This window comes from Corallococcus terminator (assembly GCF_049194865.1).
GTDB classification, from domain to species: Bacteria; Myxococcota; Myxococcia; order Myxococcales; family Myxococcaceae; genus Myxococcus; species Myxococcus terminator_A.
Genome location: NZ_JBLZWL010000082.1, coordinates 62,280 through 87,406 on the forward strand (window position 1 = coordinate 62,280; position 25,127 = coordinate 87,406).

A 25,127-nucleotide genomic window follows, 5' to 3' on the forward strand; every position below is an offset into this window, starting at 1 on the left:
CCTCGCCGCGCCTCTCAGCTTCGCACTCGTCAGAGTCGAACGGGGCGCGCATTACCGCAGGAGGAAGCCTTGATGAACCGTCTGCCGCTTTCGCGCTTGTCACGTGCCGTGCTCGTCGCCGCGCTGAGTCTGCTTGTCATCCCCGCATGCTCTGACGACGACGATGACCGGACGTTCGCGGACGCAACCCCGGATACGGGTGAGGGTCCCGGCACGCCGGACTCGGGCCCGCCGGATTCGGGCACGCCGGATTCGGGCACGCCAGACGCAGTTACCCGTTACCCCGTCGAGTTCTCGTGTACCGAGGCACAGCGGAAGACGGTGACCTTCAATCCGGGTCAGGAGCAGGCGCTGCAGAACGCCGTCAACGAGCTGGCGCCCTGCACCACGATTCAGCTGGGCGCGGGCACGTTCCGCTTCGACAACGCGGTGACCATCCGTCAGGACGGCATCACCGTCGTCGGCGCGGGTCGTGGCGCGCAGGGCGAGGGCACCGGTGGCACCGCCAGCACCGTGCTGGACTTCTCCAACGCCGCCTCCAACACCAACGGCATGGACGTGATTGGCAAGCTGTTCACCGTGCGCGACCTGGCGCTGTGGAACGCGAAGAAGGACGCGCTGCGCGTGGAGAACTCCTCCAACGTGTTCATCCAGCGCATCCGCACCGAGTGGGCGCAGGAGAACAACGAGAACAACGGCAAGTACGGCATCTACCCGGTGAAGTCGCGCTACGTGCTCATCGAGGACAGCGAGGCGTACAACGCGGCCGACGCCGGCATCTACGTGGGCCAGACGCGCTACACCATCGTCCGCCGCAACATCGCGAAGAAGAACGTGGCGGGCATCGAAATCGAGAACACGAAGTTCGCCTACGTGGAGGGCAACACGGCCATCGACAACACCACGGGCCTGGTGGTGTTCGACCTGCCGGGCAACCCCATCAAGGGCACGGACATCCTCATCATCAACAACATCATCACCGGCAACAACCGCAACAACTTCGCGTCGGTGACGGCGAGCAGCAGCACGGTGTCGCAGGTGCCGGCGGGCACGGGCACGTTCATCCTGGCGTCGCGCCGGGTGGAGTTCGTGGGCAACACGTGGGGTGACAACAACACGGTGGACATCGCGGTGCTCAGCGGCTTCGCCATCGAGCCCAACCCCATCCTGTGGGCGGCGGGCTTCTACAACTTCGCCAGCGCGGACGTGTACGTCCACGGCAACACCTTCACGGGTGGCAGCGGCGACAGCGTGGACAACGGCACGCCGGACCTGGCGCGTCGTCCGCTGGGCGCGCTCGTGACGGGCGTGTACGCCTACGGCAAGGCGGCGCACGGCGTGGACCGGGTGGAGCACGTGCTGTGGGATGGCATCGACCCGGCGCCGCGCAACGAGGCGGTGGTCAACGGCGTGCGCCTGTGCTTCGTCAACAACACGCTGCCGGCGAGCACGAAGGCGTCCATCGTGGACCTGGACCTGCAGGCCGTGACGGCCAAGCTCACGGCGACGACGCCCGACGTAGCGGGTGCCTGGGCGGAGACGCGCCGCTACGACCAGGGCGCGGTGCCGTTCAACTGCGCGGGCTTCAGCCCGGCGCTGGCGCTTCCCTGAGCGGCGGTTCAAGGACTGACTCGCCATGCGCGCGCCGTACATGACTCGCCTGGGCCTCGCCGCGGTGCTGCTCGCCGCGGCGGTGGCCGCCTGCTCCGGTGGGGACGACCCGCCTGGAGCCGATGGCCCTCCGGACTCGGGAAACCCCACCCCGGTGGACAGTGGCACCCCCGACGCGGGTGACGCTGGCACCGCCGATGCGGGGCCGGATGCCGGACCGGATGCGGGTGAACCCGACGCCGGAGTGGATGCGGGGACGGACGCGGGCACTCCCGATGCCGGGCAGCCCGAGGGCACCGTCACCATCCCCAACAAGCTGTCGGAGCTGGGCCTCTTCACGGGGAGCCCGGCGACCAGCGACTTCCAGCCCGTGGCGGGCAACATCCCGTACGAGCTGACCACGCCGCTGTTCTCCGACTACTCGCTGAAGTCCCGCACGCTGTACGTGCCCGCGGGCAAGGCGGCGGTGTACGCGGCGTCCGACGTGTTGGATTTGCCGGTGGGGACCATCATCACCAAGACGTTCGCGTTCCCCGCCGACTTCCGGGAGCCGGACAAGAACGTGCGCCCCCTGGAGACGCGCATCCTGGTGCGGCAGCCCGGCGGCTGGGAGGCGTATCCCTACGTCTGGAATGACGCGCTGACGGAGGCGGACAAGGCCGTGGGCGGCAAGGTGTTCAAGAACTTCGAGTTCATCGACGCCGAGGGCGTGGCGAAGAAGTTCGACTACCTGGTGCCCCAGCGCAACCAGTGCCAGAAGTGCCACCACGTGGTGGACGAGCAGGACAACCAGATTCTGCTGCCCATCGGCGTGAAGGCCCGGTACCTCAACCGGGACCACGTCTATGGCGGGCAGACGCTGAACCAGCTCCAGCACCTGGCGGACCTCGGGAAGCTGACGGGACTGCCTCCCGCCATCCAGATTCCTCGCGCGCCGGATGCCTTCAATCCGGACGAGGGGAACCTGGAGGCCCGCGCGCGCACGTACCTGGACATCAACTGCGCGCATTGCCACAACCCGAAGGCGCAGCCCGGCATCACCAGCCGGCTGTTCCTGGACATCAAGACGACGGACGAGTTCAGCCTGGGCGCCTGCAAGCGGCCGGGCTCCGCGGGCAGCGGCGTGGGCGGTGAGTTCGACATCGTCCCCGGAGACCACTCCACGTCCATCCTCTGGTACCGCATGCACACCGAGGAGTCGGGAAAGATGATGCCGGAGATTGGCCGCGCCCTGCGCCATGACGCGGGCTCGCAGCTCATCGCCGACTGGATTGACGCCATGCCGCCTCGCTCCTGCAAGTAGCGAGGGCACGCAGGTCGACGGACAGCCCCTTCCGTGCCAGCCGGCGCGGAGGGGGCTTTCCTTTTGGGGACGCCTCCGTCCACGCATAATCCCGGGCGAATGTCCCTTCCCGCCCTGGCTCGACTGGCTGGCCTCGTCTTCACGCTGGCCGTGCTCTGCGCGTGCCGCATCGAGTCCGCCGCGCCCTCGTCCGGCGCCACCCTCTCGCACGAGGGCACGCCGTCCGGCGAGGTCTGGGTCTACACGTCCATGTACCAGCACGTGCTGGACGCGCTGGAGCCGCTGCTGAAGAAGAGGCTCCCGGGCGTCACGGTGCGCTGGTACCAGGCCGGCAGCGAGAAGGTGGCCAGCCGGCTGGAGGCCGAGCGCGCCGCGGGCGCCGTGCGCGCGGACATCCTCTCCGCGTCGGACCCGTTCTTCGTCGAGCGACTCGCGCGCGAGGGTGCGTTCCTGCCCTATGCCTCGCCGCACGTGCTGCGCGTCCCGCGCTCGCTGCTGGACCTGGACGCCCGCCATGCCTCCATCCGCGTGTCCACCATGGTGCTGGTGCACCGCGAGGACTCCCCTCCTCCGCCCACGTCCTTCGCGGCGCTGGTGGATGGGACGTGGACGGGACGCGTGGCCATCGGCGACCCGCTCACCTCCGGCACGGCCTTCACGTGGGCGGTGTTCTGTCAGGCGAAGTATGGCGATGGGTACTTCACCGGCCTGCGCGAGCGCGGCGCCATCGTCGCGGGCGGCAACGCGGCGGTGCTCCAGAAGGTGGAGAGCGGCGAGGCGGACGCGGGCGTGCTGCTGCTGGAGAACGCGCTGACGGCCCGCTCGCGCGGCAGCCGGATTCGCGTGGTCTGGCCCACCGACGGCGCCGTCACCATCCCCGGGCCGGTGGCCCTCTTCGCGACGACGCCCAACCCCGTGGCCGCGAAGGCGGTGGTGGACGTGCTGCTGTCCCCGGAGGGCCAGCGCCTCATCGTCGAGAAGGGTGACATGCACGCGGTGGACCCCCGACTCCCGGGCCCGGGTGGAGAGCCCGGCGTGGACACCCTGCTGACGCGCACGCAGCCGTGGACGCCCGCGCTGATGGAAGAGGGCCTCGCGCGGGGCGGCGTCATCAAGGAAGCCTTCAGCCGGGCCTTCTCGCGATGAGCACGTCAGCGCGGTGGCTCGGGCTGTTCGCGTGGCTGGTGCCCCTGGTCCTCTTCGCGGTGGGGCCAGTGGTGCTGCTGCTCGCGCGCGGCGCGGGAGCCCCGGGAGAGCCAGGCTGGGCCTGGCTGGCGTCGGAGGCGGGCGCGCTGGGCAACACGCTGGCCATCTCCGGAGGCGCGGCGATGCTCGCGCTCGCGCTGGGCACGCCGCTGTCGCTCTTGCTGTTTCGCACGGACCTGCCGCTGCGCGGCGCCTTCACCGTGCTCTTCACCCTGCCCTCCGCGATTCCCGCGTTCATCTGGGGGATGGGATGGCTGTCATTGGCCAGTCCCCGCGCGGGCTATCTCAACCGGCTGCTCGGTGAAGGCACGCTCGACATCCATGGCCCGGTGGGCATCGCCTTCGTGGAGGGACTGTCCGGCCTGCCGCTGGTTCTGCTGGCGGGCGCCGCGGCGCTGCGACGCGTGGACCCGGCGCTGGAGGAGGCCGCGCGCGTGTGTGGCGCCTCGCCCGCGCGAGCCCTGCTGACGACGACGGTGCCGCTGGTGCTCCCGTCACTCCTGTCCGGCGCGGTGATGGTGTTCCTGATGGCGGCGTCCTCCTTCGGCGTGCCGTACCTGCTGGGCGTGTCGGCATCCCCGCCCACGCGCGTGCTCACCACGCGCATCTATGAGCTCGTCCTGCTCGGTGACGAGGGCCTGGGCCGGGCCTCCGCGCTCGCGCTCGCGCTGCTCTTGCTCACGCCGCTGTCCCTGCTGGCGACGTGGGCCCTGGGCCGCTCCGGCCGCGTGCGACTGAGCAGCGGCAAGGGGCTGGCCTCGCGCCCGCTCGCCCTGGGCCGCGCGCGCGCCTGGGCCACCGGAGGCGTGACGGGCGCGTGCGGGGTGCTGGTGCTGCTGCCCCTCGCCGCCATCCTGCTCACGTCGCTCCAGCGCAGCTTCGGCGCCCGGCTGGCATGGGAGGAGTTGACGCTCTCGCACTGGTCCGGCGTGTTGCTGGAGCCGCGCACCCTGCGCGCCACGGGGCTGAGCCTCCTGCTCGCGGCCGGTGCCGGCGCGCTCGTCTGTGGCCTGGGACTGGCGGCGGCGCTGCTCCAGCGGGCCTTCCGTCGAATCGGTGCCGGCGTGGAGGCCGTCGCCGTATGGCCCTACGCGGTGCCGGGCACGGTGCTGGCCCTGGCGCTGCTGCTCGCCTTCTCGCGCGACTGGCGCTTCATCTTGTTGGACAAGGTGGCCTTCGTGCTGGCGCTGGCGCATACGCCGTGGCTGCTGCTCATCGCCTACGCGGCGAAGTACCTGGCGCTGGGGACGCGCAACAGCTCGGAGGCCCTGGCGCAGTTGGACCCGTCGTTGACGGAGGCGGCGCGCATCAGCGGCGCGGGGCCGCTGCGGGCCTTCCTCGACGTGCCCCTGCCGCTCTTGCGGCCCGCGCTCACGGTGGCCTTCATCCTGGCCTTCCTGTCGTGCGCGACGGAGATCACCATGTCCGTCTTGCTGGTGCCCGCGGGCTCGGAGGTGCTGGGCAAGCTGCTGTTCGACTTGCAGAGCTACGCGGACCCGGCGGCGGCGGCGGTGCTCGCGTGTGCGTTCGTCGCGCTGGTGGTGCTGGGGCAGGCGGTGCTCGCGCTGGTGGCCCGGCGCGCGGCGGAGGCTCGGTGATGGCGGCGATTTCGTTGGAGGGGTTGTTCAAGTCCTACGGCGCCACGCCGGTGGTGCGCGGCCTGAGCCTGGAGGTCCGCGAGGGCGAGCTCGTCTCGCTGCTGGGCCCGTCCGGCTGCGGCAAGACGACGACGCTGCGGATGCTCGCGGGCCTGGAGCATCCCGACACGGGCGTCATCCGCATCGGCGGCGAGACGGTGGCAGGGCCGGGCGTGCGCGTGCCGCCCGAGCGACGCGGCCTGGGCATGGTGTTCCAGGGCTATGCCGTCTGGCCCCACCGCTCGGTGGAGGAGAACGTGGCCTATCCGCTGACGCTGCGGCGCATGCCGAAGTCGGAGGTGGCCGAGAAGGTGCGCGAGGCCCTGCGCTGGGTCCGCCTGGAAGCACTGGCGACGCGCAGGCCGCACGAGCTGTCGGGCGGGCAGCTCCAGCGCGTGGCCCTGGCGCGCGCCCTGGTCGCCAGTCCCCGCGTGCTGCTGCTGGACGAGCCGCTCTCCAATCTGGACGCGGCGCTGCGCGAGGAGCTGCGCGCGGAGCTGGCCGCCCTGCGCGCGCGGCTGGGCACCACGCTCGTGTTCGTCACGCATGACCAGGGCGAGGCGCTCGCGCTGTCGGACCGCATCGCGGTGATGAACCAGGGCGTGCTGGAGCAGGTGGACGCGCCCGAGACGCTGTATCGCGAGCCCGCCACGCCCTTCGTCGCGGGCTTCGTCGGCGGCGCGAATGTCCTCACCGGAGAGGTGCGCGAGGGCGCCTTCCACACCGCGCGCGGCGGCACCGTGTTCCAGCTCCCGGCCGACACGCTCGCTCGCCCTGGGCCCGCCACCCTCGTCGTCCGCCCCGAGGACCTGGAGCTGGGCGAGCAGGGAACCTCGCTGCCCCTCTCCGCTCGCTTGTTCCTCGGACACGCCGCCGAGTACCGCTTCCCCGTCGACGGCGCCCTGCTGCGCGTGGTGGGGCCGCCACTCGAAGTGCGCCCGGGTCAGACACTCAAAGTCCACCTGCGCAAGGCGCGCCTGTTCTCCGTTGGCTGAGAGTTCGAGAGTCTTCCGGGCACATTGCGAGAAGAAGAGGCTCCGACAAAAATCCCGGGTTCCCCCGGTACTCGGAGTCACCGTGTCACGTCTCGCCATCCTGCTCGCGCTCCTCGCGTTGTCCTTCGGTCTGTCCGCCTGCACCGAGGAGGATGTCTGTGCCGAGCTTTCCACCTGCGGCGCCTGCGCGAGCGACTACGTCGCCAACGCCTGCAAGTGGTGCCCGTCCGACAGCACCTGCGCCGCGTACGGGGATGGCAGCTCGTGCGCGTACTCGGAGCTCAGGGATGACCCGGACGAGTGCGGTGGCACCTCGAACGCGTGCACCAGCCCGTACTCGGGCCCGTCGGCGGACGCGCAGTCGTCCACCTTCTGTCAGGCCGCGTACCACTACGGCTGCCAGGGCAACACGTCGAAGCGCGATGACAACTGCCGCGTGTACGCACAGCTCCAGGCTGATAATCCGGGCATGCCGTCCTGCCCCTACTGCCCCTGAAGCAAGGACTCGAGGAACCCCATGAGCGATGAAAACCCGAGCATCCTCTCCCACGTCTCCGTCGGAACGAATGACTTCGCCCGCGCGGTGACCTTCTACGACAAGGTGCTCGCCACGCTCGGCTGCAAGCGGGTGCTCGACTTCCCCAACGCCGTGGCCTACGGCAAGCAGTTCCCCGAGTTCTGGGTGCAGACGCCCCTCGACGGGCAGCGCGCCAACGTCGGCAATGGCACACACTTCGGCTTCATCGCCGCGTCGAAGCAGATGGTGCACGCCTTCCACGAGGCCGCGCTCGCGGCGGGAGGCCTCGACGAGGGTGCCCCCGGCGCGCGTCCCCTCTACGGCGAGCCCTACTACGGCTGCTTCGTGAGGGACCCGGACGGCCACAAGGTGGAGGCGTCCTTCTGGGATGCCTCGCTGGGCGGCGCGCACGGAGCCTGAGCCCCGCGCCACACCGGGGGAGGCTCCGCTACACCTGGCGGAGCTTCCAGGTGCCTCGCCGGAAGAGGACGGCGGAGACGATGGCGAGCACGGAGAAGGCCACCGTGAGGGCCAGGAAGACGCCCGAGGGCCCCATGCCAGCGGGCCCCGACAGCACCCACGCCAGCGGCAGCTCCAACATCCAGAAGCAGAAGATGTTGATGAGGGTGGGCGTGGCGGTGTCACCCGCGCCGTTGAAGGACTGCGTCAGCACCATGCCGAAGGCGTAGAAGAGGAAGCCCGTGCTGATGATGCGCAGCGCGTGGGACGCATGGTCCACCACCTCCGCGTCGGGCGAGAAGCTGCCCACCAGGGGCCGGGCGAACACGAAGAACAACAGCCCCAGCGAGCCCAGGAACACCGCGTTGATGGCGCCCGCTGTCCACACCGCGCGCTCACCGCGCTCCGGCTGCTTCGCGCCCAGGCTCTGTCCCACCAGCGTGGCCGCCGCGTTGGCCAGGCCCCACGAGGGCAACAGCGCGAAGAGGACGATGCGCATGGCGATGGTGTAGCCCGCCACCGCCGCGCTGCCGAACGTCGCGACGATGCGCGCCAGCACCACCCAGCTGGTGGTGTTCACCAGTGACTGCGCCGTGCCCGCGCCGGACAGCCGCAGCATGGCCAGCATCGTCCCTGGCTCCAATCGCAGGTGCTCGCGGCGCACCTGGAGCCGCCCGCTGCCACGCGCCAGCCGGTAGAGCTGATACACCACGCCGCAGCTCCGGCCGAACGTCGTGGCGACCGCGGCGCCCATGACGCCCAGTTCGGGGAAGGGCCCCACGCCGAAGATGAGCATGGGTGCCAGGACGATGTTGATGGCGTTGGCCAGCCACAGCACGCGCATGGCGATGGCCGCGTCGCCCGCGCCCCGGAAGATGGCGTTGATGAGGAACAGGAGCAGCACGCTGCCCATGCCGCCGAGCATCACTTGCGTGTAGCGCACGCCCTGCTCCAACACCCACGGCGAGCCGCCCATCAGCCCCATCAGCGGCCGGGCGAAGACGACGCCCGCCACCGAGATGGGAATGGCCAACAGCGCCCCCAGGCCAATCGCCTGCACCGCCGTGCGCGCGGCGCGCTCCGGGTCCTTCTCACCGATGCGGCGCGACACCATCGCGGTGGCGCCGATGCTCAGCCCCGCCGCCGCGGCGTAGATGATGGTGAGCAGCGACTCCGTCAGGCCCACCGTCGCGACGGCATCCGCGCCCAGCCGCCCGACGAAGAAGACGTCCACCACGGCGAAGATGGACTCCATCACCATCTCCAGCACCATGGGGACCGCGAGCAGGAAGATGGCTCGCTTCACCGGCAGGCCCGTGAGGTCCCGCTCCGTGCCGTGCATGGCTTCCTTCAGCGACGCCCAGAGCCCCACGACGGGCCCCGACGACGACGGCACTTCCACCTCCGACATTTCCAGCCTCCGAAGCCGCCCGAAACCCGCGCCCTTCTGTCAGGAAGGAGCCGCTCCGTCCAGGACGCGCGCCCGCGCCAGCGGCTGACCCCGGGCACGGGAGGGGCGCGGTGGTCCGTTGAGCAGCCGAGCAGGCGGCGCCCTGTACTTCATGCCCGGGCGGTCGTGCCTGGACGTCGTCAACCCTGTACCGGAGACGGAGCACCGAGGGGCTTGCCGTCATGCCTTCAACACCCATCCAGCGCCGCCGGGCCGTCCTTCCGTCGCGAGCCGAGGTGTAGCTTGTGCGCACTCATGGTGACTAGCTCTTCTCGTGTGGCGGCCCCCCTCGAGCCCAGTCAAGGTGCCGCGCATTTCCGTCTGGCCAGCAGTGCTCGCGTACTGGGACGCGTGCACCTGGGACCGGGAGTCCACGTCGCACAAGGCGCGGTGGTGTGCTCTCCGGATGGTGCGGTTCAACTGGGCGCGGGCTCCTCGGTCCGCGAGAACGCCGTGGTCATCGGCTCGGCCCGACTCCCCGTCGCGGTGGGAGAGAAGACGGCGCTGGGTCCTCGAAGTCTCGTGCTCGGCGCGTCCGCGGGCCACCTGTGCGACGTGGGCGCGGGCGCCATCCTCATGCCCGGCGCACAGCTGGGAGACCGCTGCCTGGTGGCGGATGGCACGCTCGTGCCCTCCGGCATGTGGGTGCCCTCCGATTCCGTCGTCGTGGGGCGGCCCGCGCGCGTCGTGCGCCGCGTCGACACCGGAGACCTGGAGCGCCTGCGCACGGCGCGCGGCGGCACGCTCTCCCTGCCCGAACAACCCCTCACACCTTTCTTCGCGAGAGATCGCGCCGAGGACGCCCCCATGGGTCAGCTCTATTCCTTCCGCGACAAGCACCCGCTCGTCCACCCCAGCGCCACGCTGTTCTCCTCCTGCGAGGTGACGGGCGACGTGCTCATCGGCCCCGGCGCCATCATCGGCCCCGGCGTGAGAATCGTGGGCGAGTCCCACGTCCCGCTGCGCATCGGCGCGGGCGTGCGCATCCACGCCAACGCGGTGGTGCACCTGCAGCCGGGTGGCACGCTCGTCATCGAGGACGGGGTCTTCATCGGACCGGGCTGCCTGGTGCACGCCTGCTTCGTGGGCGCGGGGACGGTGGTGGAGCCGGGCGCCATCCTCTGCGACCGCAGCCGCCTGGGCCGGGGCTGCATGGTGGGCGCGGGCAGCCTGGTGCGCGCGGGGACGCTCTTCCCGGACGCGGCCCAGGTGGATGGCTTTCCCGCGGTACAGACGGGCTTCCTCTCCGCGCTGCCGCCCGCGCCTGTCTGGGCGCTGCGGCCCGAGGACCTGCCGGAGCTGCGCCGCGTGAGCTGAGCACACCCGGCGAGCCGTGCGAGGCCCCGGCGGGCCGCATGTCGCCGCGCGTGCCTCCAGGCCCCTCCGTCCAAATCGTGAGGGCAGCGGCAAGCCGCGCGTGGCGGGGCCGCTGGGCCCGGACGCGTGGCGCCGGACGGAGGGCTTTCACGGCGAGGGCGAGATGTGGCAGGCGCCGGGCACCGAAGGGCTTCAGGAAATCCATCGCGGGCGTCGCTACGTCGTGATGCGGACGTGGGGGCAGGACGGCAAGCCCCTGGTCATCAAGCAGATTCGCAGGGGGCCGCTCGCCGCCGGCAGTGGGCCCATGCTGCGCCATGAAGAGGCGCTCCTGCGCGAGCTGCGGGACGTGGTGCCCGACATCGCCCGCGTCGTCTCGCTCGCCGAGGAGCCCTCGCAGCCGCTCGCCCTGGTGCTGGAGGACGCGGGGCCGCACAACCTGCAGGAGTGGCTGCGGCGCAAGCCGGTGGAGCTGGAGGTCTTCATGGAGCTGGCCCTCCAGCTCGGAGGCATCCTCTCCCGCCTGCACCAGCAACACGTCATCCACCGCGACCTCAACCCCACCAACATGGTGATGAGCGCCACCGGCCATCACCTCACGCTCATCGACTTCGACCTCGCCACGCGCGTCTCCGGGCTCACGCCCTCGGGGGACATGCCAGGGGAGCTGCAGTGGGCCCTGCCCTACATCGCCCCGGAGCAGACGGGGCGGATGAACCGCCTCATCGACCACCGCGCCGACCTCTACTCGCTGGGCGCGACGTTCTACGAGTTGCTCACCGGCCTGCCGCCCTTCACGTCCGCGGACCCCGTGGAGCTGGTCCACGCGCACCTGGCCCGGCCCCCCGTGCCTCCCGCGTTCGCCAACCCCTCCGTCCCGCCCGTCGTCTCCCACATCGTCCTCAAGCTGCTCGCGAAGATGCCCGAGGAGCGCTACCAGAGCGCCGACTCCCTCCTCGCGGACCTCCAGGAGGTCCGCCGCCGCCAGGGCACCGACCTGCCGGGCGACTTCGAGCTGGGACGGCTGGACCTGGCCCGCCAGCTCTCATTCCCCGAGCGGCTCTATGGCCGCGCGCCCCAGCAGGTGGAGCTGCGCGCGGCGCGAGAGCGGGCGCGACAGGGCACCAGCGAGCTCTTGCTCCTGTCGGGCGCCGCGGGCATCGGCAAGTCCGCGCTGGTGCACGAGTTGGCCCGCGACGCCGCTCGCGGTGACCACCTGCTGACCGGCAAGTTCAACCAGCTCCAGGGCACCGTGCCCTACTCCGCCTTCGTCCAGGCGTTCCAGGGGCTGCTGCGCGAGCTGCTGGAGGAGGCCCCCGACGCGCGCGACATCTGGCGTCAGCGCCTGCTCGGCGCCCTGGGGCCCCACGCGCGCGTCATCAGCGACGTCATCCCCGCGCTGGAGGAGCTGCTCGGCCCGCAGCCCCTGCCACCGAAGCTGGGGCCGGTGGAGGCCTCCGCGCGCTTCCACCTCCTCTTCCAGTCCTTCGTGCAGGCGCTGGCGACGCCCCGACACGTCCTCATCCTCTTCCTGGATGACCTCCAGTGGGCGGACCCCGGCTCGCTCCAGCTCCTCAAGAGCCTGTGTGGAGACCCCGGCTCGCTGCACGTCCTCTTCATCGGCGCCTGGCGCGCCCAGGAGGTCGGCCCCGAGCACCCGCTGTCGCGCCTGCTGCGCACGCTCGAGGAGCAAGGCGCGATTCCCGCGCACCCGTTCGAGCTGGCACCGCTGGACGTCGACGCCATCACCGCGCTGTGCGCCGACACCTTCCGCCGCGAGCCGCTGGAGGTGGCGCCCCTGGCCGAGCTGCTCCTGAACAAGACAGCGGGCAACCCGCTCTTCCTCACGCGCCTGCTGCGCATGCTCCACTCGTCCGGGCTCCTGAGCTTCGACCTGGAGCAGGGCACGTGGACGTGGGAGCTGGAGCGGCTGCGGGGCGTGGAGGTGACGGAGAACGTGGTGGAGCTGATGCTCGCCGCCATCCGTCGGCTGCCGGAGCATGCGCAGTACGTGCTGGAGGTCGCCGCCTGCCTGGGAGACCGGGTGGAGCTGAGCCTGTTGTCCGCGCTCGTCCAGGAGCGCGCGGAGGACACCGCGTCCGCATTGTGGAGCCTCTTGCGCGAAGGGCTGCTCATCCCGGAGAACGAGCCCCCGAGCTCGCGGGGCCGCACGGAGGACGCCACCACGCCGGAGGCCGCGTACCGCTTCGCGCATGACCGCGTCCGGCAGGCCGCGTACTCGCTGCTCACCGAGGACCAGCGCGAGTCGCTGCACCTGGCGGCGGGGCGCGAGCTGCTGCGCGGGGCGCGAGGCGACGTGCTGGAGGAGCGCCTCTTCGCGGTGGTGGACCAGCTCTCGCTCGGCGTGCGCAAGCTGAGCTGCGCCCAGGAGCGCCAGTCGCTGGCGGAGCTGCTCTTCCGCGCGGGGCTCAAGGCCAAGGAGGCGTCGGCCTTCGGCGCGGCGCTGGTGTATCTCACGCGCGGCCTGTCCCTGCTTCCTCCCGAGGACTGGCCCCGGCGACACGAGCAGATATTCCAGGTCCACAAGGAGGCCGCGGAGTGCGCCTACCTGTCCGGCAACGGCAAGCTGGCCGAGGAGCTGCTCCGCACCGCGCACGAGCACGCCGCCTCCGCGCCGCGCAAGGTGGACCTGTATGTCCTCCAGGTGCTGGCCCTCCTGATGAACGGCCACTACGCGGAGGCCCTGCGCGCGGGCCGGGAGGGCCTGCTCCTGTTCGGGCTGGAGCTGCCCGAGTATGGCCATGCCCAGGCGCTCGCCGCCGAGCGGGCGCGCGTGGAGCACCTGCTGCGCGGGCGCGCGGTGGAGGAGCTGCTGGACGCGCCGCTGATGGAGGACCCGCGCCACCTGGCGTGCGTGCAGCTCTTGTCGGAGCTCGTCACGCCCGCCTTCTTCGTGGACCCGAACCTCTTCTCCTATCTCAACACCCTCGCCCTCGCGCTCACGCTGGAGCACGGCAACTCGCGCTGGGCCCCCTCGGTGTACGCGTGTCAGGGGATGATGCTCGCCAGCGAGGGCAACCCCACCAGCGCCTATTCCTGGTGTCACCTGGGCGTGGCGCTGGCGCGGCGGCTGGGGGATTCGCGCCAGGAGTGCCGGGCCCTCATCACGCTGACGCTCAACATCAATCACTGGCGCGCGCCCCTGCGCACCAGCCTGTCGCTCCTGCGCCGCGCCGTCACCACGGGGCTGGCCAGCGGCGACCTCCAGTTCACCAGCTACGCGCTATCCACCGTCGTCTCCACCGAGCTGGCCATGGGCACGGAGCTGGTGCGCGTGCTGGGCTCCATCGACACCAGCCTGTCCTTCGCCCGTCGCGCGGGCGTCCAGGTGATGGTGGACGTGTCCACCCTCACCCGTCAGGCCATCCGCGCGCTCCAGGGCCGCACCCACCAGCTGGCCCGGCTGGAGGACGACGACTTCAACGAGCGGGACTTCCTCGCCTCCGGACAGGCGGCGCAGACCAGCATCTACCTGCACGCGCTCCTGAGGCTGCTGGTGGCGTACGTGCTGGGTGACTTCGACGAGGCGCTGCGGATGTCGCGCGAGGCCCTGCCCTACGAGCACTTCGCGCAGGGCTTCTTCCGCAACGTCGACTTCAACCTGCTGACGTCGCTGACGCTGGCGGCGCGCGCCACCCGGCTGCCCGCGGAGAAGGACGCGATGCTGGGAATGATGGACGACAACCAGCGCCGGCTCGGCGCCTGGGCCCGGACGTGTCCGGAGAACTTCCGCCACAAGCACCAGCTCGTCGCGGCCGAGGTGGCCCGCCTGGAGGGGCGACCCCTGGAGGCCATGCACCTGTACGACAGCGCCATCGACGGCGCCCACACCCAGGGCTTCCTGCAGGACGAGGCCCTGGCGAACGAGCTGGCGGGCAGGTTCCACCAGCACCTCCACCACAAGCGCTTCGCCACGCTGCACCTGCGCGCGGCCCTGGACTGCTACACGCGCTGGGGCGCGCAGGCCAAGGTGGCGCTGCTGGAGGAGGAGTTCCCGGAGCTGAAGTCCCTGGTGGACCGCGCGTGGAGCGAGCCAGGCGTCACGCCGACGAGCCCCGATGCGCCCGGCGCGTCGCTGGACTTGCTCACGCTGCTCAAGGCGTCGGAGACGCTGGTGGGCGAGGTGGTGCTGGACCGGCTGTTGGAGAAGCTGATGGCGGTGTGCTTCGAGGCGGCGGGCGCCACCCGGGGCGCGCTCGTCCTGGACGAAACGGGCGCCTTGTGGGTGCGCGCTGTCGGCGCCATCTCCGAGCCCGTCAGCCTGGAGCGCACGCCCCTGGCCCACGCCAGTCAGGTGCCCATCACCCTGCTGGAGCACGCCTTTCGCACCGGGGAGACGCTGGTGCTGGCGGACGCCGCGCACCAGGGCCGCTTCACCCGGGACGCCTACGTCATCCGGCGCGCCGTGAAGTCCGCGCTGGCCATCCCCATCCAGCGCCATGGCAAGGCGGTGGGCGTGCTCTACCTGGAGAACGACCTGGCCACCCGGGCCTTCACCCCGGAGCGCGTGGGAGTGCTGCGCACGCTGTCGTCGCAAATCGCCATCTCCCTGGAGAACAGCCGCCTGTTCGAGCAGCTCCGCGTGGAGGTGCAGGAGCGTCGCCGCGCGGAGCGGGCCCTGCGCTTCCTGGCGGACTCCGGGCTCGCGCTCGCCGAGTCGCTGGACTTGGAGGAGACGCTCGGGAAGGCGATGCGGCTGGTGGTCCCCTTCCTCGCGGACTGGTGCATGCTCACCGTCGTCGAGCGGGGCGACACGCTGCGCACGCTGGCGGTGGCCCACGTGGACCCGGCGAAGGAGGCCCTCCTGCGCGAGCTGCTGGAGCAGTACCCCATCGACTGGACGTCTCCGCCCGCCCTCATCCACGCGCTGCGCACGGGCCAGCCCTTCCTGCGCGCGGACGTCACCGACTTCATGTTGCACGAGCACGGCCGCGGCCCGGGCTATGTCGAGCGCATGCGCGAGCTGGGCACCCGGGCCGCCATGCACGTGCCGCTCATCGCCGGAGGAAAGACGCTGGGCGTCGCGACGTTCATCTCCGACACCCCCGGCCGCCGCTACAACGAGGTGGACCTGGGATTGGCGCAGGAGCTGTCCCGCCGCGTCGCCGTCTGCATCGACAACGCCCGCCTCTACCGCGAGTCCCAGGATGCCATCCGCCTGCGCGACGAGTTCCTCAGCGTCGCCTCACACGAGCTGAACACGCCGCTGACCTCCCTGCGCCTGATGGTGCAGACGCTGCTGCGGCACACGCCCCAGGGGCTGCCGCCCGTCGCAATCCGGGGCCTGCGGACGCTCGACAGCCAGAGCCTGAAGCTGGCCACGCTCGTGGAGGAGATGCTCGACATCTCCCGGCTCCAGGCGGGGCGGCTGGATTTGCACCTGTCGCGCGTCGACCTGCGCGAGGTCATCGACGCCGTCACCCGTCGCCTTCAAGAACCCCTGGAGCGCGCCGGCTGCGAGCTGCGGCTCGATATCGAGCCAGGGCCGCTCGTCGGCCGCTGGGACGCGGCGCGACTGCGGCAGGTGCTCGTCCACCTCATCTCCAACGCCCTGAAGTTCGGCCCGGGCAAGCCCATCACCCTGCGCGCCTGGGCCGCCGCGGACGTCGTCCACGTGAGCGTCAAGGACGAGGGCATCGGCATCGCGGCCGACCGGCTCCCCCACATCTTCGAGCGCTTCGAGCGGGCCGTCTCCGTGCGCGCCTATGGCGGACTGGGGCTGGGGCTCCACCTGGTGCGGGAGGTGGTCACCGCGCTCGGGGGCACCCTCCACGTGGAGAGCACGCCCGGGGAGGGCAGCACCTTCACCGTGGAGCTGCTCACCTCGGGGCCCGCCGACACGCCCGCGTGAGACAGGGCCCCAAAAAGACAGCACCCGGGTGGCCGCCACGAGGCCCCCGGGTGCTTGCTTCAGTCCAGCGATGTGACGTGAAGGACTAGTACACGCCCTTCAGCGTGAGGCCGGAGTAGGCCGAGTAGCCACGCACCATCACGTAGTACGTGCCCGCCGTCGTGCTGGTCCGGGTGCAGGACTCAGCGTTGCCCGACAGGTACGGACGGCAGTCGTAGGTGGTGGTGGTGGGGGCCGCGCCGAACCGGACGTACAGGTCCGCGTCGCCCGTGCCACCGCTGGTGGAGAACGTCACCGCGCGGCCGGCCGGCACCGCCATCGTGTAGTTCGCCGCGGAGCTGGCGGCGCCCGACAGGCCCGTCACCGGCACGTTGTTCTGCAGCACGTTGCCCGTGGGAGGCGTGCCCGTGTTGAACGAGCCCGTCAGCGTCGCGCCGGAGTAGGTGGCGTACGCGCTGATGAGCACGTGGTAGGTGCCCGCCTGGGCGGTGGTGATGGTGCACGTCTCCGCGTTGCTGCTGCTCTCCGACTTGCAGTCGTAGGTGCTGCTGCTCGGCTGCGAGCCGAACTTGACGAACAGGTCCGCATCACCCGTGCCACCGGCGAGGGTGAACTTGAGGTTCGTGGCGCCGGCCGGGACGACCAGGCTGTAGAACTTCTGGTTGCCGGTGCTGCCGGACAGGCCCGTGACAGGCGTGTTGTTGGTCAGCGGGGTGGACGGCTGGGGCGGAACCGTGACGCCCACGCCCACCGCTTCCCACGCGGCCTTCACGGCGTCCTGCGTGGCCTGGTCGTAGCCCAGGTCAGCGGCGGCCTGGATGGTCCACGCCTTGGCCTGCACGAAGGTGGTGGAGGCCGTGTAGAGGTCGGTGTTGGCCTTGTACCAGATGCGGGCGGCCTTCTCGACGCCGATGGCCGGCACGTTGATGGTGGAGCGGTTGCGCGGGTGGAGGCCACCCTTGGAGAGCAGCGCGAACGCCAGGTTGGGGATGCCCGAGCTGTAGTGCACGTCCGTGCTGGAGGTGAAGTCGGAGGCGAAGTCCAGCGAGGCGCCGTCCTTCTTCGGGTCATCCATGTAGCGCAGGGCGTCGTTCGCCGTGCCCGGCGTCCACACGTCCTCGCCAATCATCCAGATGGCGGCCGCGGTGCTCCAGGTGCCGGAGATCCGGCTCTCGCAGATGGCGGAGAAGGTGTCCGACATCGCCTCGTTCAGACCGCCGGACTGGCCGGAGTACGTGAGGTTGGACTCGTTCTCCGTCACGGCGTGGGTCAGCTCGTGGACGGTGACGTCCGCGTCCTTGCCCAGCTCGATGGAGTTCACGCCGTCGCCGTCGCCGTACACCATCTGGGTGCCGTCCCAGTACGCGTTCACGTAGTTGTTGCCGTAGTGAACGGTGCTGATGAGCGTGGCGCCCGCGTTGTTGATGGAGTCGCGGCCGAACAGCGCCTGGTAGCAGGTGTACGTGTACCCGAGCTGGTCGTAGTTCTGGTCCACGTGGGCGTCGCCGATGGCGGCCTGGCCCTCGCTGCGCTTCAGGGTGCCCGGCGTGGTGCTGCCGTTGTTGGCCGAGTACACGCGGCGGTTGAGCGCCGAGTGGATGCGCGGGTGACGCGCGACCACGCCGGCCTGGCCGCGGGCGTCGACGAACACGTCGTCCACCAGGGGGATGCCCTCCACCTGGGTGCCGACGACGCGCACCTGCCAGGCGAGGAAGAGCTGCTCGTTGTTGTCACGCACGTAGACGAGCTTGGGCTCGCCCTCGGTGGTGATGCCGCTGCCGGCCGTCGCGTTCGCCGCCGCACGGGCCGCCAGGGCGCCGTCCACGCGGGGAACCGCGGACAGGCTCTTGCCGCCGCGCGCGGAGCTGTTGGCCGCGTACACCTGGCCGTCGGGGCGGACGTGCAGGAGCAGCTCGCCGTTCACCACTTCCAGGCCGTTCATCGTCTGCTTGTAGCGCAGGTGCTGGTTGCCCTGGGCGTCGGTGCGGGCCCTGCTCAGGAACATGTCGTCCGCGCTGAGGCGGAACACCGGGGCGATGTTCGCCAGGGCGGGAGCCGCCGCGAAGGCCGCGTGGCCCACGGACAGCGCGGACAGCGTGCGCTCCACCTTGCCCAGCTCACCCACCACCGTGGAGGGGATGCCATCAGCGTACGCGTCCACCACGCCCGCGTTCGGCAGCTTCCCGAGCGAGCCCTGGATGTCTCCTTCGGACTTCGAGTCGGGAGCCTTCGTCTCTTCTCCCGTGGACTCCACGGTGCCGCACGCCGTGAGCGCTACTCCCAGCCAAGCCGCGCCAATCGTCTTCAGGACTCGATGAGCCAAACGCACTACCTCCGGTGAAAAGACCGGATATTCGTGACACACCTGGAATCAGGATTTCAAATTCAAAATGACGAATTCGTGTTTCGATATATTTCAATGCACATTTTGTAAATCATATTTACGTGTATTTTCCTTGGTGAGCAAGAAATGGCCAACCTCCATGCGGGGTGAAAACTCACAGGGAGAAGTGGGCGGTAGAAGTCGACCCTGCCTGAAACACGGTGGGAGTTGTCAGGAATTCAAACGTCACTTGAGAGGAATTGATGTCGCGGGAATAAGCCCTGTGACGGCCCGCGCGAGGCCTCACCGGGACGGGGAGCCTTCTCGAAGCGGGTGCGCCTGCTACAGTGACGCACCTGTCCGGCGCGCGGCGGCTTGCCCTGTGCCTGGGGGCGCGCGCCATGGGGCATCCCACCTTCGAGAACCAGACGCCGTTCGCCATGGATTGGATGGGGCTCTGCGACGAGGAGGGGCGTCCGCTGCTCCTGCTGGTGGCGAAGGCGACCTACGGGCTGGGCGAGGCGGGGCTCTCCTTGGTGAAGGAGCAGCCGAAGGTGAGCTGGCAGGGGGAGCCCTGGGGCGAGCCGGGGGAGTCCAGCTACCGCTACGAGGTGGAGGGCGCGTTCATCAAGCCAGCGACGGACGTGGTGCTGCTGGGCCATGCGTGCGCGCAGCGAAAGGGCGACACGGAGGTGCTGGTGGCGCTCCAGGTGGGGCCGCTGAAGAAGGCGGTGCGGGTGCTGGGAGAGCGCACGTGGTTCCGGAGCCTGGGGCGGGTGTCGGCGACGAAGCCGCTGCCTTTTGAACGGATTCCGTTGCTGTGGGAGCGGGCCTTCGGTGGCTGGGACAAGACGGACCCGGCGAAGCCCGCCTTCGAGCCGCGCAACCCGGTGGGCCTGGGCTTTCGCGCCAGCGCGAGGCACTTCGAGGAGGGGTTGAGGTTACCCAACCTGGAGGACCCGGCGGAGCCTCTGCGGGAGCTGGGGCAGCGGGTGACGCCGATGGGGTTCGGCTTCACGTCACCGGACTGGCAGCCTCGGGCGAAGTACGCGGGGACGTATGACGAGTCGTGGAGCAAGACGCGCAAGCCGCTGTTGCCCAAGGACTTCGACCGGCGCTTCTTCAACGCGGCGGCGCCAGGGCTCGTGGCGCCGGGGTACTTGAAGGGAGACGAAGCGGTCATCATCGCCGGGGCGTCGCCGAAGGGGCGGCTGGCCTTCTCGCTGCCAGGACAGGCCCCGCCCGTCGTCACCGTGGAGCTGGCGGGCGCGGAGGACGCGAACCCACCCATGCGCCTGGACACCGTCATCCTGGATGCGGACGCGGGACAGGTGACGCTGCTGTGGCGCGGGCATGTCCTGTTGGGGGATGGACTGCATGACGTGCGGGGGGTGCGCGTCACGCCTTGAGAGGCCTGACTGGGGGTGGCCTCGCGCCGGGCGCCCTCCGCGCGGTATCCTGCGACTTCTGGGGAGGTGGACGCCATGCCCGTCAACACTGGTGTGAACAAGATGTCTGTCGTCACCAAGGACAGCGGGGGCATCACCACGGCCTTTCCGGACGTCTGCAAGACGCCGAGTCCCGCGGGCCCCGTCCCCATCCCCTACCCCAACATCGCCCAGTCCTCCGACACCGACAAAGGCACACAGAAGGTGTCCGTCGCCGGCAATCCGGTGTGTGTGAAGGACTCCAACTTCAAGACAAGCAGCGGGGACGAGGCGGGCACGGCGGGCGGCGGTGTGGCCTCCAGCAAGACGAAGGGCAAGGCGGAGTTCATCAACTACTCCTTCGACGTGAAGTTCGAGGGGAAGAACGTGGCGCGTGCCTTCGACCTGATGCTCCACAACGACAAGAACACGCCGCCCTTTCCCGTCATGCAGGGTCCCGTCGTCGCCATGGGTGGCTCGAAGGAGGACTGCAACTGCCTGGTGTGCAGGAAGAAGCTCTAGCCCTCTTGGAGACACGTCGCTCATGAGTTCCCACGCTCGCGGCAAGGCGCCGCGCCCCAGCACGACCGGGCCCTCCACGACCGAGCCCATCCTCGGCAGCCGCTCAGGCTGGGTCGCGGGCCGTGATGGCTCGGGCACCCTGCTGGTGGACTTCGAGGGCAACCCCACGGGGCCCGTCGCGGCCCGGCTGGCCGTCGCGCTCGACGCGGACGCCGTGCGGGTCGCCGTGTCCACGCGGCAGAAGGCGGTGCTCCTCTTCGAGAACGGAGACCCGGGCAAGCCCTTCATCATGGGCCTCATCCACGACATGCCCCTGACGCCATTGATTGACGCGGTCCTGGAAGAGCAGGCGCCCGCCGAGCGTCCGCCGTTCGAGGCGCGTGTCGACGGCAAGCGCGTCATCATCGAGGGGAAGGATGAAATCGTCCTCCAGTGCGGCGAGGCGAGCATCACCCTGCGCCACAATGGAAAGATTCTGGTGAAGGGCAAGTCCGTGGAGACTCGCGCCTCGGGCATCAATCGCATCAAGGGTGGCGCGGTGGAGATCAACTGACGACGCACCGGGGGCTCCATGAGTGATTCGACGCCGAGCGGCCCCTTCACGCCCATGGAGCTCTTCGAGACGCACCTGGAGGAGGCGACCTTCCTCTGGGACCAGCGTCGCGCGGCGGCGACCTCGCCCCAGGTGCTGTTCCCCTGGGTGGCGGACACCGTGGAGGCGCGGCTGCTCGCGCACCTGGATGCGCTGGTGCTCGGAGGCCCTCGGGTGGCCCAGGCGCTCCTCGAGCCCGCGAGCGCCGCCGAGGAGGAGGGACGGGTCTTCAGCGCCGCGTACGCGCTGCTCGCCTCCGGCGCCGAGGCCGCGCGTGAGCAGGTGTTGTCCTGGCTGGAGTCGGAAGAGGCCGTCGCTCGCGAGGGGGCGACGCACGCGCTGGCCCTGGCCCCGGGCGTGGACCTGGAGGCGTTGCTTCCGCCCCGCCTGTCCCGCGTGGCACCACCCGTGGCGAGCTGCCTGCTGCGGGTGCTGGCCCTCCGAGGCCGGTCGAAGGACGTGAGGCTGGAGCCGTTTCTCGGCCACGAGGCGCCCGCTGTCGTGCTCGCCGCGCTCCAGGCCGCGCGGCGGCTGGCCGTGCCCGTGGAGCCGAGCGCGCTGGAGGTGTTGCTCGCGTCCTCGAACGCCGAGGTGCGGGACACGGCGCTGGAAGTGGGGATGGTCCGCAACCTCCGGGGGGCGTGGGTGGCGTGTGGCGAGCGGGTGAAGTCCACCGCCGACGCGGGCTGGGCCGCCGCGGCGCGCCTCTGGGCCATGGCGTGCGACACGGATGAGAAGCTCGAGCCGCTGCTCGCCGCGCTGAAGGTGCCGGGACTTCGGCCCGCCGCGGTGCGGGCGCTGGGCATCACCGGCAGGGTGGCCGCGGCCGACGCGCTGCTCGGACTGATGTCCGACGAGGCCCTGGCCCCGCTGGCGGGCGAGGCGTTCAGCGGCATCACCGGACTGATGTGGGCCGAGCCCTTCGTCCTCACCCCGCCCGAGCCGGAGGAGGGCGCGGAGGACGACACGTCACCCGACGCGGGCCTGCCTGTTCCCAACGCGGGTCAGGTGGCACGTTGGTGGGCGGAGGCACGAGGAGGCTTCGAGCGGCGCGGGCGCTACCTGTGGGGACGTCCCTTCGGCTGGGAGCGGCTGACGTATGCGCTGGCCGAGGGACCCACGCGAGGGCGCGCGGCGCTGAGCCTGGAGCTGGCCATCCGCACGAGGGGCGCGCGGCAGGTGACGCTGGAGGGGTGGGCCTTCCGTCAGCGCCGCGAGCTGGCGGGGCTCGTGGGGATGAACGAGGAGCACGCCACGCGCTCGCTGGAGTCGATGCTGGGCGAGGGCATCCCCCGTCCCGCGCGGACCTCGCCCGCGTTGGAGCCCTGGGTGTCTCCCCGGTATCACCCGCGTCGCGTATCACCGGAGTCGCTGGCCATCACCGGACTCGGGATGGTGTCCACGCTGGGTGACGGCGTCGTGGACGGCTGTGCGGCGGCGCGTGCGAGCCTGGTTCGCCCTTGCTCGCTGGAAGACGTCACGGTCTGGGACGAAGACGCGTGCGAGCTGTTGCCTGTGTCCGGGCACGCGGTGGACTGGCTGGCGCGCGGGTTTCGAGGGACGGCGCGCCGGGTGGTGTTGGGCTCGGCGGCGCTCGCGGACCTGCTGCGCCAGCAACCCGTGACTCCAGGCCCCGCGCCTCGCACGGCGCTGCTGCTCGTCCTGTCGAGCGGAGCGGTTCTGGCGGAGGCAGAGCGCGCCGAGCTTGAGCAGGCCTCTGGCGCCAGGCCACCAGCGGACCAGCCCACTCGCGCGGATGGGGTCCGGCACGCGATGGAGACCTCGCTCGCGCGACGGCTGCTGGAGGCGACACCCGTGCCCGGTGGAGTCCAGCATGTGGAGTTGTTCTTCGAGGACGCGCCGGGATTGCACGGTGCGCTCCAGTGGGCGCGACAGGCCCTGCTGTCAGGCAAGGTGGACCGGTGTCTGGTGGGAGGAATCGACTCGTGGGTGGAGCCGGAGTCGGTGGGGGCACTGGAGATGCTGCGAATGGTGAAGACGCCGGACCGGGCCGTGGGATTGGTCCCCGGCGAGGGCGCGGCCTTCCTCCAGGTGGAGACCACGCTGGCGGCGCGGCGGCGTGGAGCACAAGTCCATGCGCACATCGACGCCATGGCCCAGGCGCGGGAGCCCACCTCGGCGGTGGCCACGGGCGAGGCCCTGTCCCGGGCGCTCTCCCAGGTGTTGGCGCAGCGGGGCGGGGAGCAAGGCGAGGTAGGGCTCGTCATCGGACACCTCACGGGCGCGGCGGCCCGGGCCCGCGATTGGGGTTCAGCGCTGGTGCGGCTGGATGTCCCCGCGGTGCGTCGAGCCCCGGACTGGCATCCCGCGCTCCACTTTGGAGAGACCGGGGCGGCGACGGGTGTGCTCAGCCTGTGCATGGCGGCACGCGCCTTCGCGCGAGGCTATGCTCCCTCTCCCGCCATTCTTGTCTGGCTCTGGGCCGAAACCGGCACCCGCGCGGCCCTGAGCATCCGAGCCCCTGACCAACCCTGACCTCGAGGGAAGCCCATGCCCCAGAGTGACGACGCAGCCAAACACATCAAGGACCTTCCTGCCGACGAGTCCCACAAGAAGGGCTGTGTGACGAAGCACCAGGGCAAGTTCAGGAAGAACACCTGCGCCTACCGATATCAGGGCTATCTAGCCAACGCCGATGGCGGCGCGAAGCAGGCGCGATACGAACTGGACTTCACGCTGCCCGAGAACGCCGCGCGCCTTCGCATGGGCCCAAGCAGCGAGCTCAAGATAGGCTTCGAAAACCTGATCAGCAACTACCGCACCCCGGAGGACCCTCGAACCAACAAGGATGCCTGGAAGTTCATCGGAAGGAACTACAAGGTCGGCTACATCCCGTTCAATCACAACTATCACCACATCATGCCGTTCGATGCGCTCCAGCAACTTGGCTACGACGACCTCAAGCTGCTCCAAGAGGCGACGTACAATCTCAACAGTGGGGAGAACCTCATCATACTCCCCTGCCTGGACACGCACGCCGATGCGCTGATGCTCCCGGCCCATCCCGACAACCATCCCAAGTACATCACAGACGTGAAGAAGGAGATCACCGGGCTCAAGCAGGACATCCTCGAGCAAGCCCAGGACCACAAACTCACCACTGAAACGGCGGGCAATCTGAAGACCCGGCTGGTAGACTGGGAGGTAGCGGAGTACGACGAAATCGTCAAATTCGGTGCCAAGAAAGCGAAGGCCAAGCTCTCTGCCGTCATCGACGATACTCCTATCGCTTCCATGCGCAATCTGCTGTCGGGCACCTGAGACGTCCTTGGGTATAACCCCCCCATGACTTCGTACTTCATCCTTAGCGATACGGCCGAGCCCGAGCAGTGCGCCATCCATGACTTTCTCGATGCGTTTGAACGCATCGACATGCCGGCGCGGGGCACCCGCATGGGAGGGGCCTATCCTTCGGGCATCCGATTCCAGATGACGGCGGATGTGCGGGGAATGCAGGTGACGGACGTGCTGCAGAACGCACTGAACTACTTGATGGTGACGGCACGGCTGAAGGCCTTGCTGGAAGAGCACTCTGGCGTGGACATCGAGTTCCTCCCCTTCACGCTCCTCAACCACAAGGGACGTGTGGCCTCGAAGGAGTGCTACATCGCGAACGTGGTGGGCACGGTGCCCTGCGTGGATGAAGCGCGGACCGAAGGCCGGCGCTCGGCCACGAAACCTGGCACGTACGCACGCATCACGAAGCTGGAGCTGGACACGCAGCGCATCGACCCGGCGCGAAAGCTGTTCCGCATCGCCAGCCAGCCCACAACGCTCATCATCCGCGATGACCTGCGGTCGGTGCTGGAGCAGGCAGGTGTCACCGGAGCGCAGTACCTGGAGCTGGGGGAGTCCGTCGACCTGCGCTGAGCATA

General features: G+C 70.1%; 17 protein-coding genes. 15 read left to right on the forward strand and 2 right to left on the reverse strand.

Annotation, left to right across the window (positions count from 1 at the left end; all coding sequences use genetic code 11):
* The first annotated feature begins 72 nt into the window (after nt 1-72).
* The 7 genes from ACN469_RS25875 (at nt 73) to ACN469_RS25905 (ending at nt 7,689) form a co-directional block, all read left to right on the forward strand.
* Nucleotides 73-1,611, forward strand: a complete 1,539-nt coding sequence (locus ACN469_RS25875; protein ID WP_498771795.1) for a parallel beta-helix domain-containing protein — start codon at nt 73-75, stop codon at nt 1,609-1,611.
* A gap of 25 nt (nt 1,612-1,636) precedes the next feature.
* Entirely contained in the window at nt 1,637-2,914 is a 1,278-nt protein-coding gene (locus tag ACN469_RS25880; protein ID WP_498771797.1) for an SO2930 family diheme c-type cytochrome, read from the forward strand.
* A 99-nt stretch (nt 2,915-3,013) separates the two neighbouring features.
* Nucleotides 3,014-4,060: an ABC transporter substrate-binding protein gene (locus ACN469_RS25885; protein ID WP_498771799.1), complete on the forward strand. Its 1,047-nt coding sequence runs from the start codon at nt 3,014-3,016 to the stop codon at nt 4,058-4,060.
* The gene (locus ACN469_RS25890; RefSeq protein ID WP_498771801.1) at nt 4,057-5,718 is read left to right on the forward strand and encodes an ABC transporter permease; all 1,662 of its coding nucleotides are present in this window, start codon (nt 4,057-4,059) and stop codon (nt 5,716-5,718) included. The genes ACN469_RS25885 and ACN469_RS25890 overlap by 4 nt, the downstream gene beginning before the upstream one ends.
* Complete coding sequence (locus ACN469_RS25895; RefSeq protein WP_498771803.1) at nt 5,718-6,752, forward strand: ABC transporter ATP-binding protein; 1,035 nt, start codon at nt 5,718-5,720, stop codon at nt 6,750-6,752. Before ACN469_RS25890 ends, ACN469_RS25895 begins: the two co-directional genes overlap by 1 nt.
* Before the next feature lie 82 nt (nt 6,753-6,834).
* Entirely contained in the window at nt 6,835-7,248 is a 414-nt protein-coding gene (locus ACN469_RS25900; RefSeq protein ID WP_498771805.1) for a hypothetical protein, read from the forward strand.
* A 21-nt stretch (nt 7,249-7,269) separates the two neighbouring features.
* Nucleotides 7,270-7,689 (forward strand): VOC family protein, encoded by a 420-nt coding sequence (locus tag ACN469_RS25905; RefSeq protein WP_498771807.1) that lies wholly within the window; start codon nt 7,270-7,272, stop codon nt 7,687-7,689.
* 28 nt (nt 7,690-7,717) lie between these two features.
* On the opposite strand, the gene ACN469_RS25910 is transcribed toward ACN469_RS25905, so the two are convergent.
* Entirely contained in the window at nt 7,718-9,139 is a 1,422-nt protein-coding gene (locus ACN469_RS25910; RefSeq protein WP_498771809.1) for an MATE family efflux transporter, read from the reverse strand.
* Nucleotides 9,140-9,529: 390 nt separating this feature from the next.
* Between ACN469_RS25910 and ACN469_RS25915 the strand changes: the two genes are divergently transcribed.
* Both ACN469_RS25915 and ACN469_RS25920 read left to right on the forward strand, forming a co-directional pair.
* Entirely contained in the window at nt 9,530-10,495 is a 966-nt protein-coding gene (locus ACN469_RS25915; RefSeq protein ID WP_498771811.1) for a gamma carbonic anhydrase family protein, read from the forward strand.
* A gap of 100 nt (nt 10,496-10,595) precedes the next feature.
* Nucleotides 10,596-16,367, forward strand: a complete 5,772-nt coding sequence (locus tag ACN469_RS25920; protein WP_498771813.1) for an AAA family ATPase — start codon at nt 10,596-10,598, stop codon at nt 16,365-16,367.
* Nucleotides 16,368-16,452: 85 nt separating this feature from the next.
* Here ACN469_RS25920 and ACN469_RS25925 read toward each other — a convergent pair whose 3' ends face one another.
* The gene (locus ACN469_RS25925; protein WP_498771815.1) at nt 16,453-18,696 is read right to left on the reverse strand and encodes a M4 family metallopeptidase; all 2,244 of its coding nucleotides are present in this window, start codon (nt 18,694-18,696) and stop codon (nt 16,453-16,455) included.
* Nucleotides 18,697-19,037: 341 nt separating this feature from the next.
* On the opposite strand from ACN469_RS25925, the gene ACN469_RS25930 reads away from it, so the two are divergent.
* The 6 genes from ACN469_RS25930 (at nt 19,038) to ACN469_RS25955 (ending at nt 25,122) form a co-directional block, all read left to right on the forward strand.
* Nucleotides 19,038-20,099 carry a DUF2169 family type VI secretion system accessory protein gene (locus tag ACN469_RS25930; RefSeq protein WP_498771816.1) on the forward strand — a complete coding sequence of 354 codons (1,062 nt, stop codon included), beginning with the start codon at nt 19,038-19,040 and terminating at the stop codon, nt 20,097-20,099.
* Between the two features lie 75 nt (nt 20,100-20,174).
* Entirely contained in the window at nt 20,175-20,639 is a 465-nt protein-coding gene (locus tag ACN469_RS25935; protein ID WP_498771818.1) for a DUF4150 domain-containing protein, read from the forward strand.
* A 22-nt stretch (nt 20,640-20,661) separates the two neighbouring features.
* Nucleotides 20,662-21,192, forward strand: coding sequence for a DUF6484 domain-containing protein (locus ACN469_RS25940; protein WP_498771820.1), 531 nt, complete (start codon nt 20,662-20,664; stop codon nt 21,190-21,192).
* An 18-nt stretch (nt 21,193-21,210) separates the two neighbouring features.
* Nucleotides 21,211-23,727 (forward strand): TIGR02270 family protein, encoded by a 2,517-nt coding sequence (locus ACN469_RS25945; protein ID WP_498771822.1) that lies wholly within the window; start codon nt 21,211-21,213, stop codon nt 23,725-23,727.
* A 15-nt stretch (nt 23,728-23,742) separates the two neighbouring features.
* Complete coding sequence (locus tag ACN469_RS25950; RefSeq protein WP_498771824.1) at nt 23,743-24,513, forward strand: AHH domain-containing protein; 771 nt, start codon at nt 23,743-23,745, stop codon at nt 24,511-24,513.
* Nucleotides 24,514-24,537: 24 nt separating this feature from the next.
* Nucleotides 24,538-25,122: an imm11 family protein gene (locus ACN469_RS25955; protein ID WP_498771826.1), complete on the forward strand. Its 585-nt coding sequence runs from the start codon at nt 24,538-24,540 to the stop codon at nt 25,120-25,122.
* The last annotated feature ends 5 nt before the right edge of the window (nt 25,123-25,127 follow it).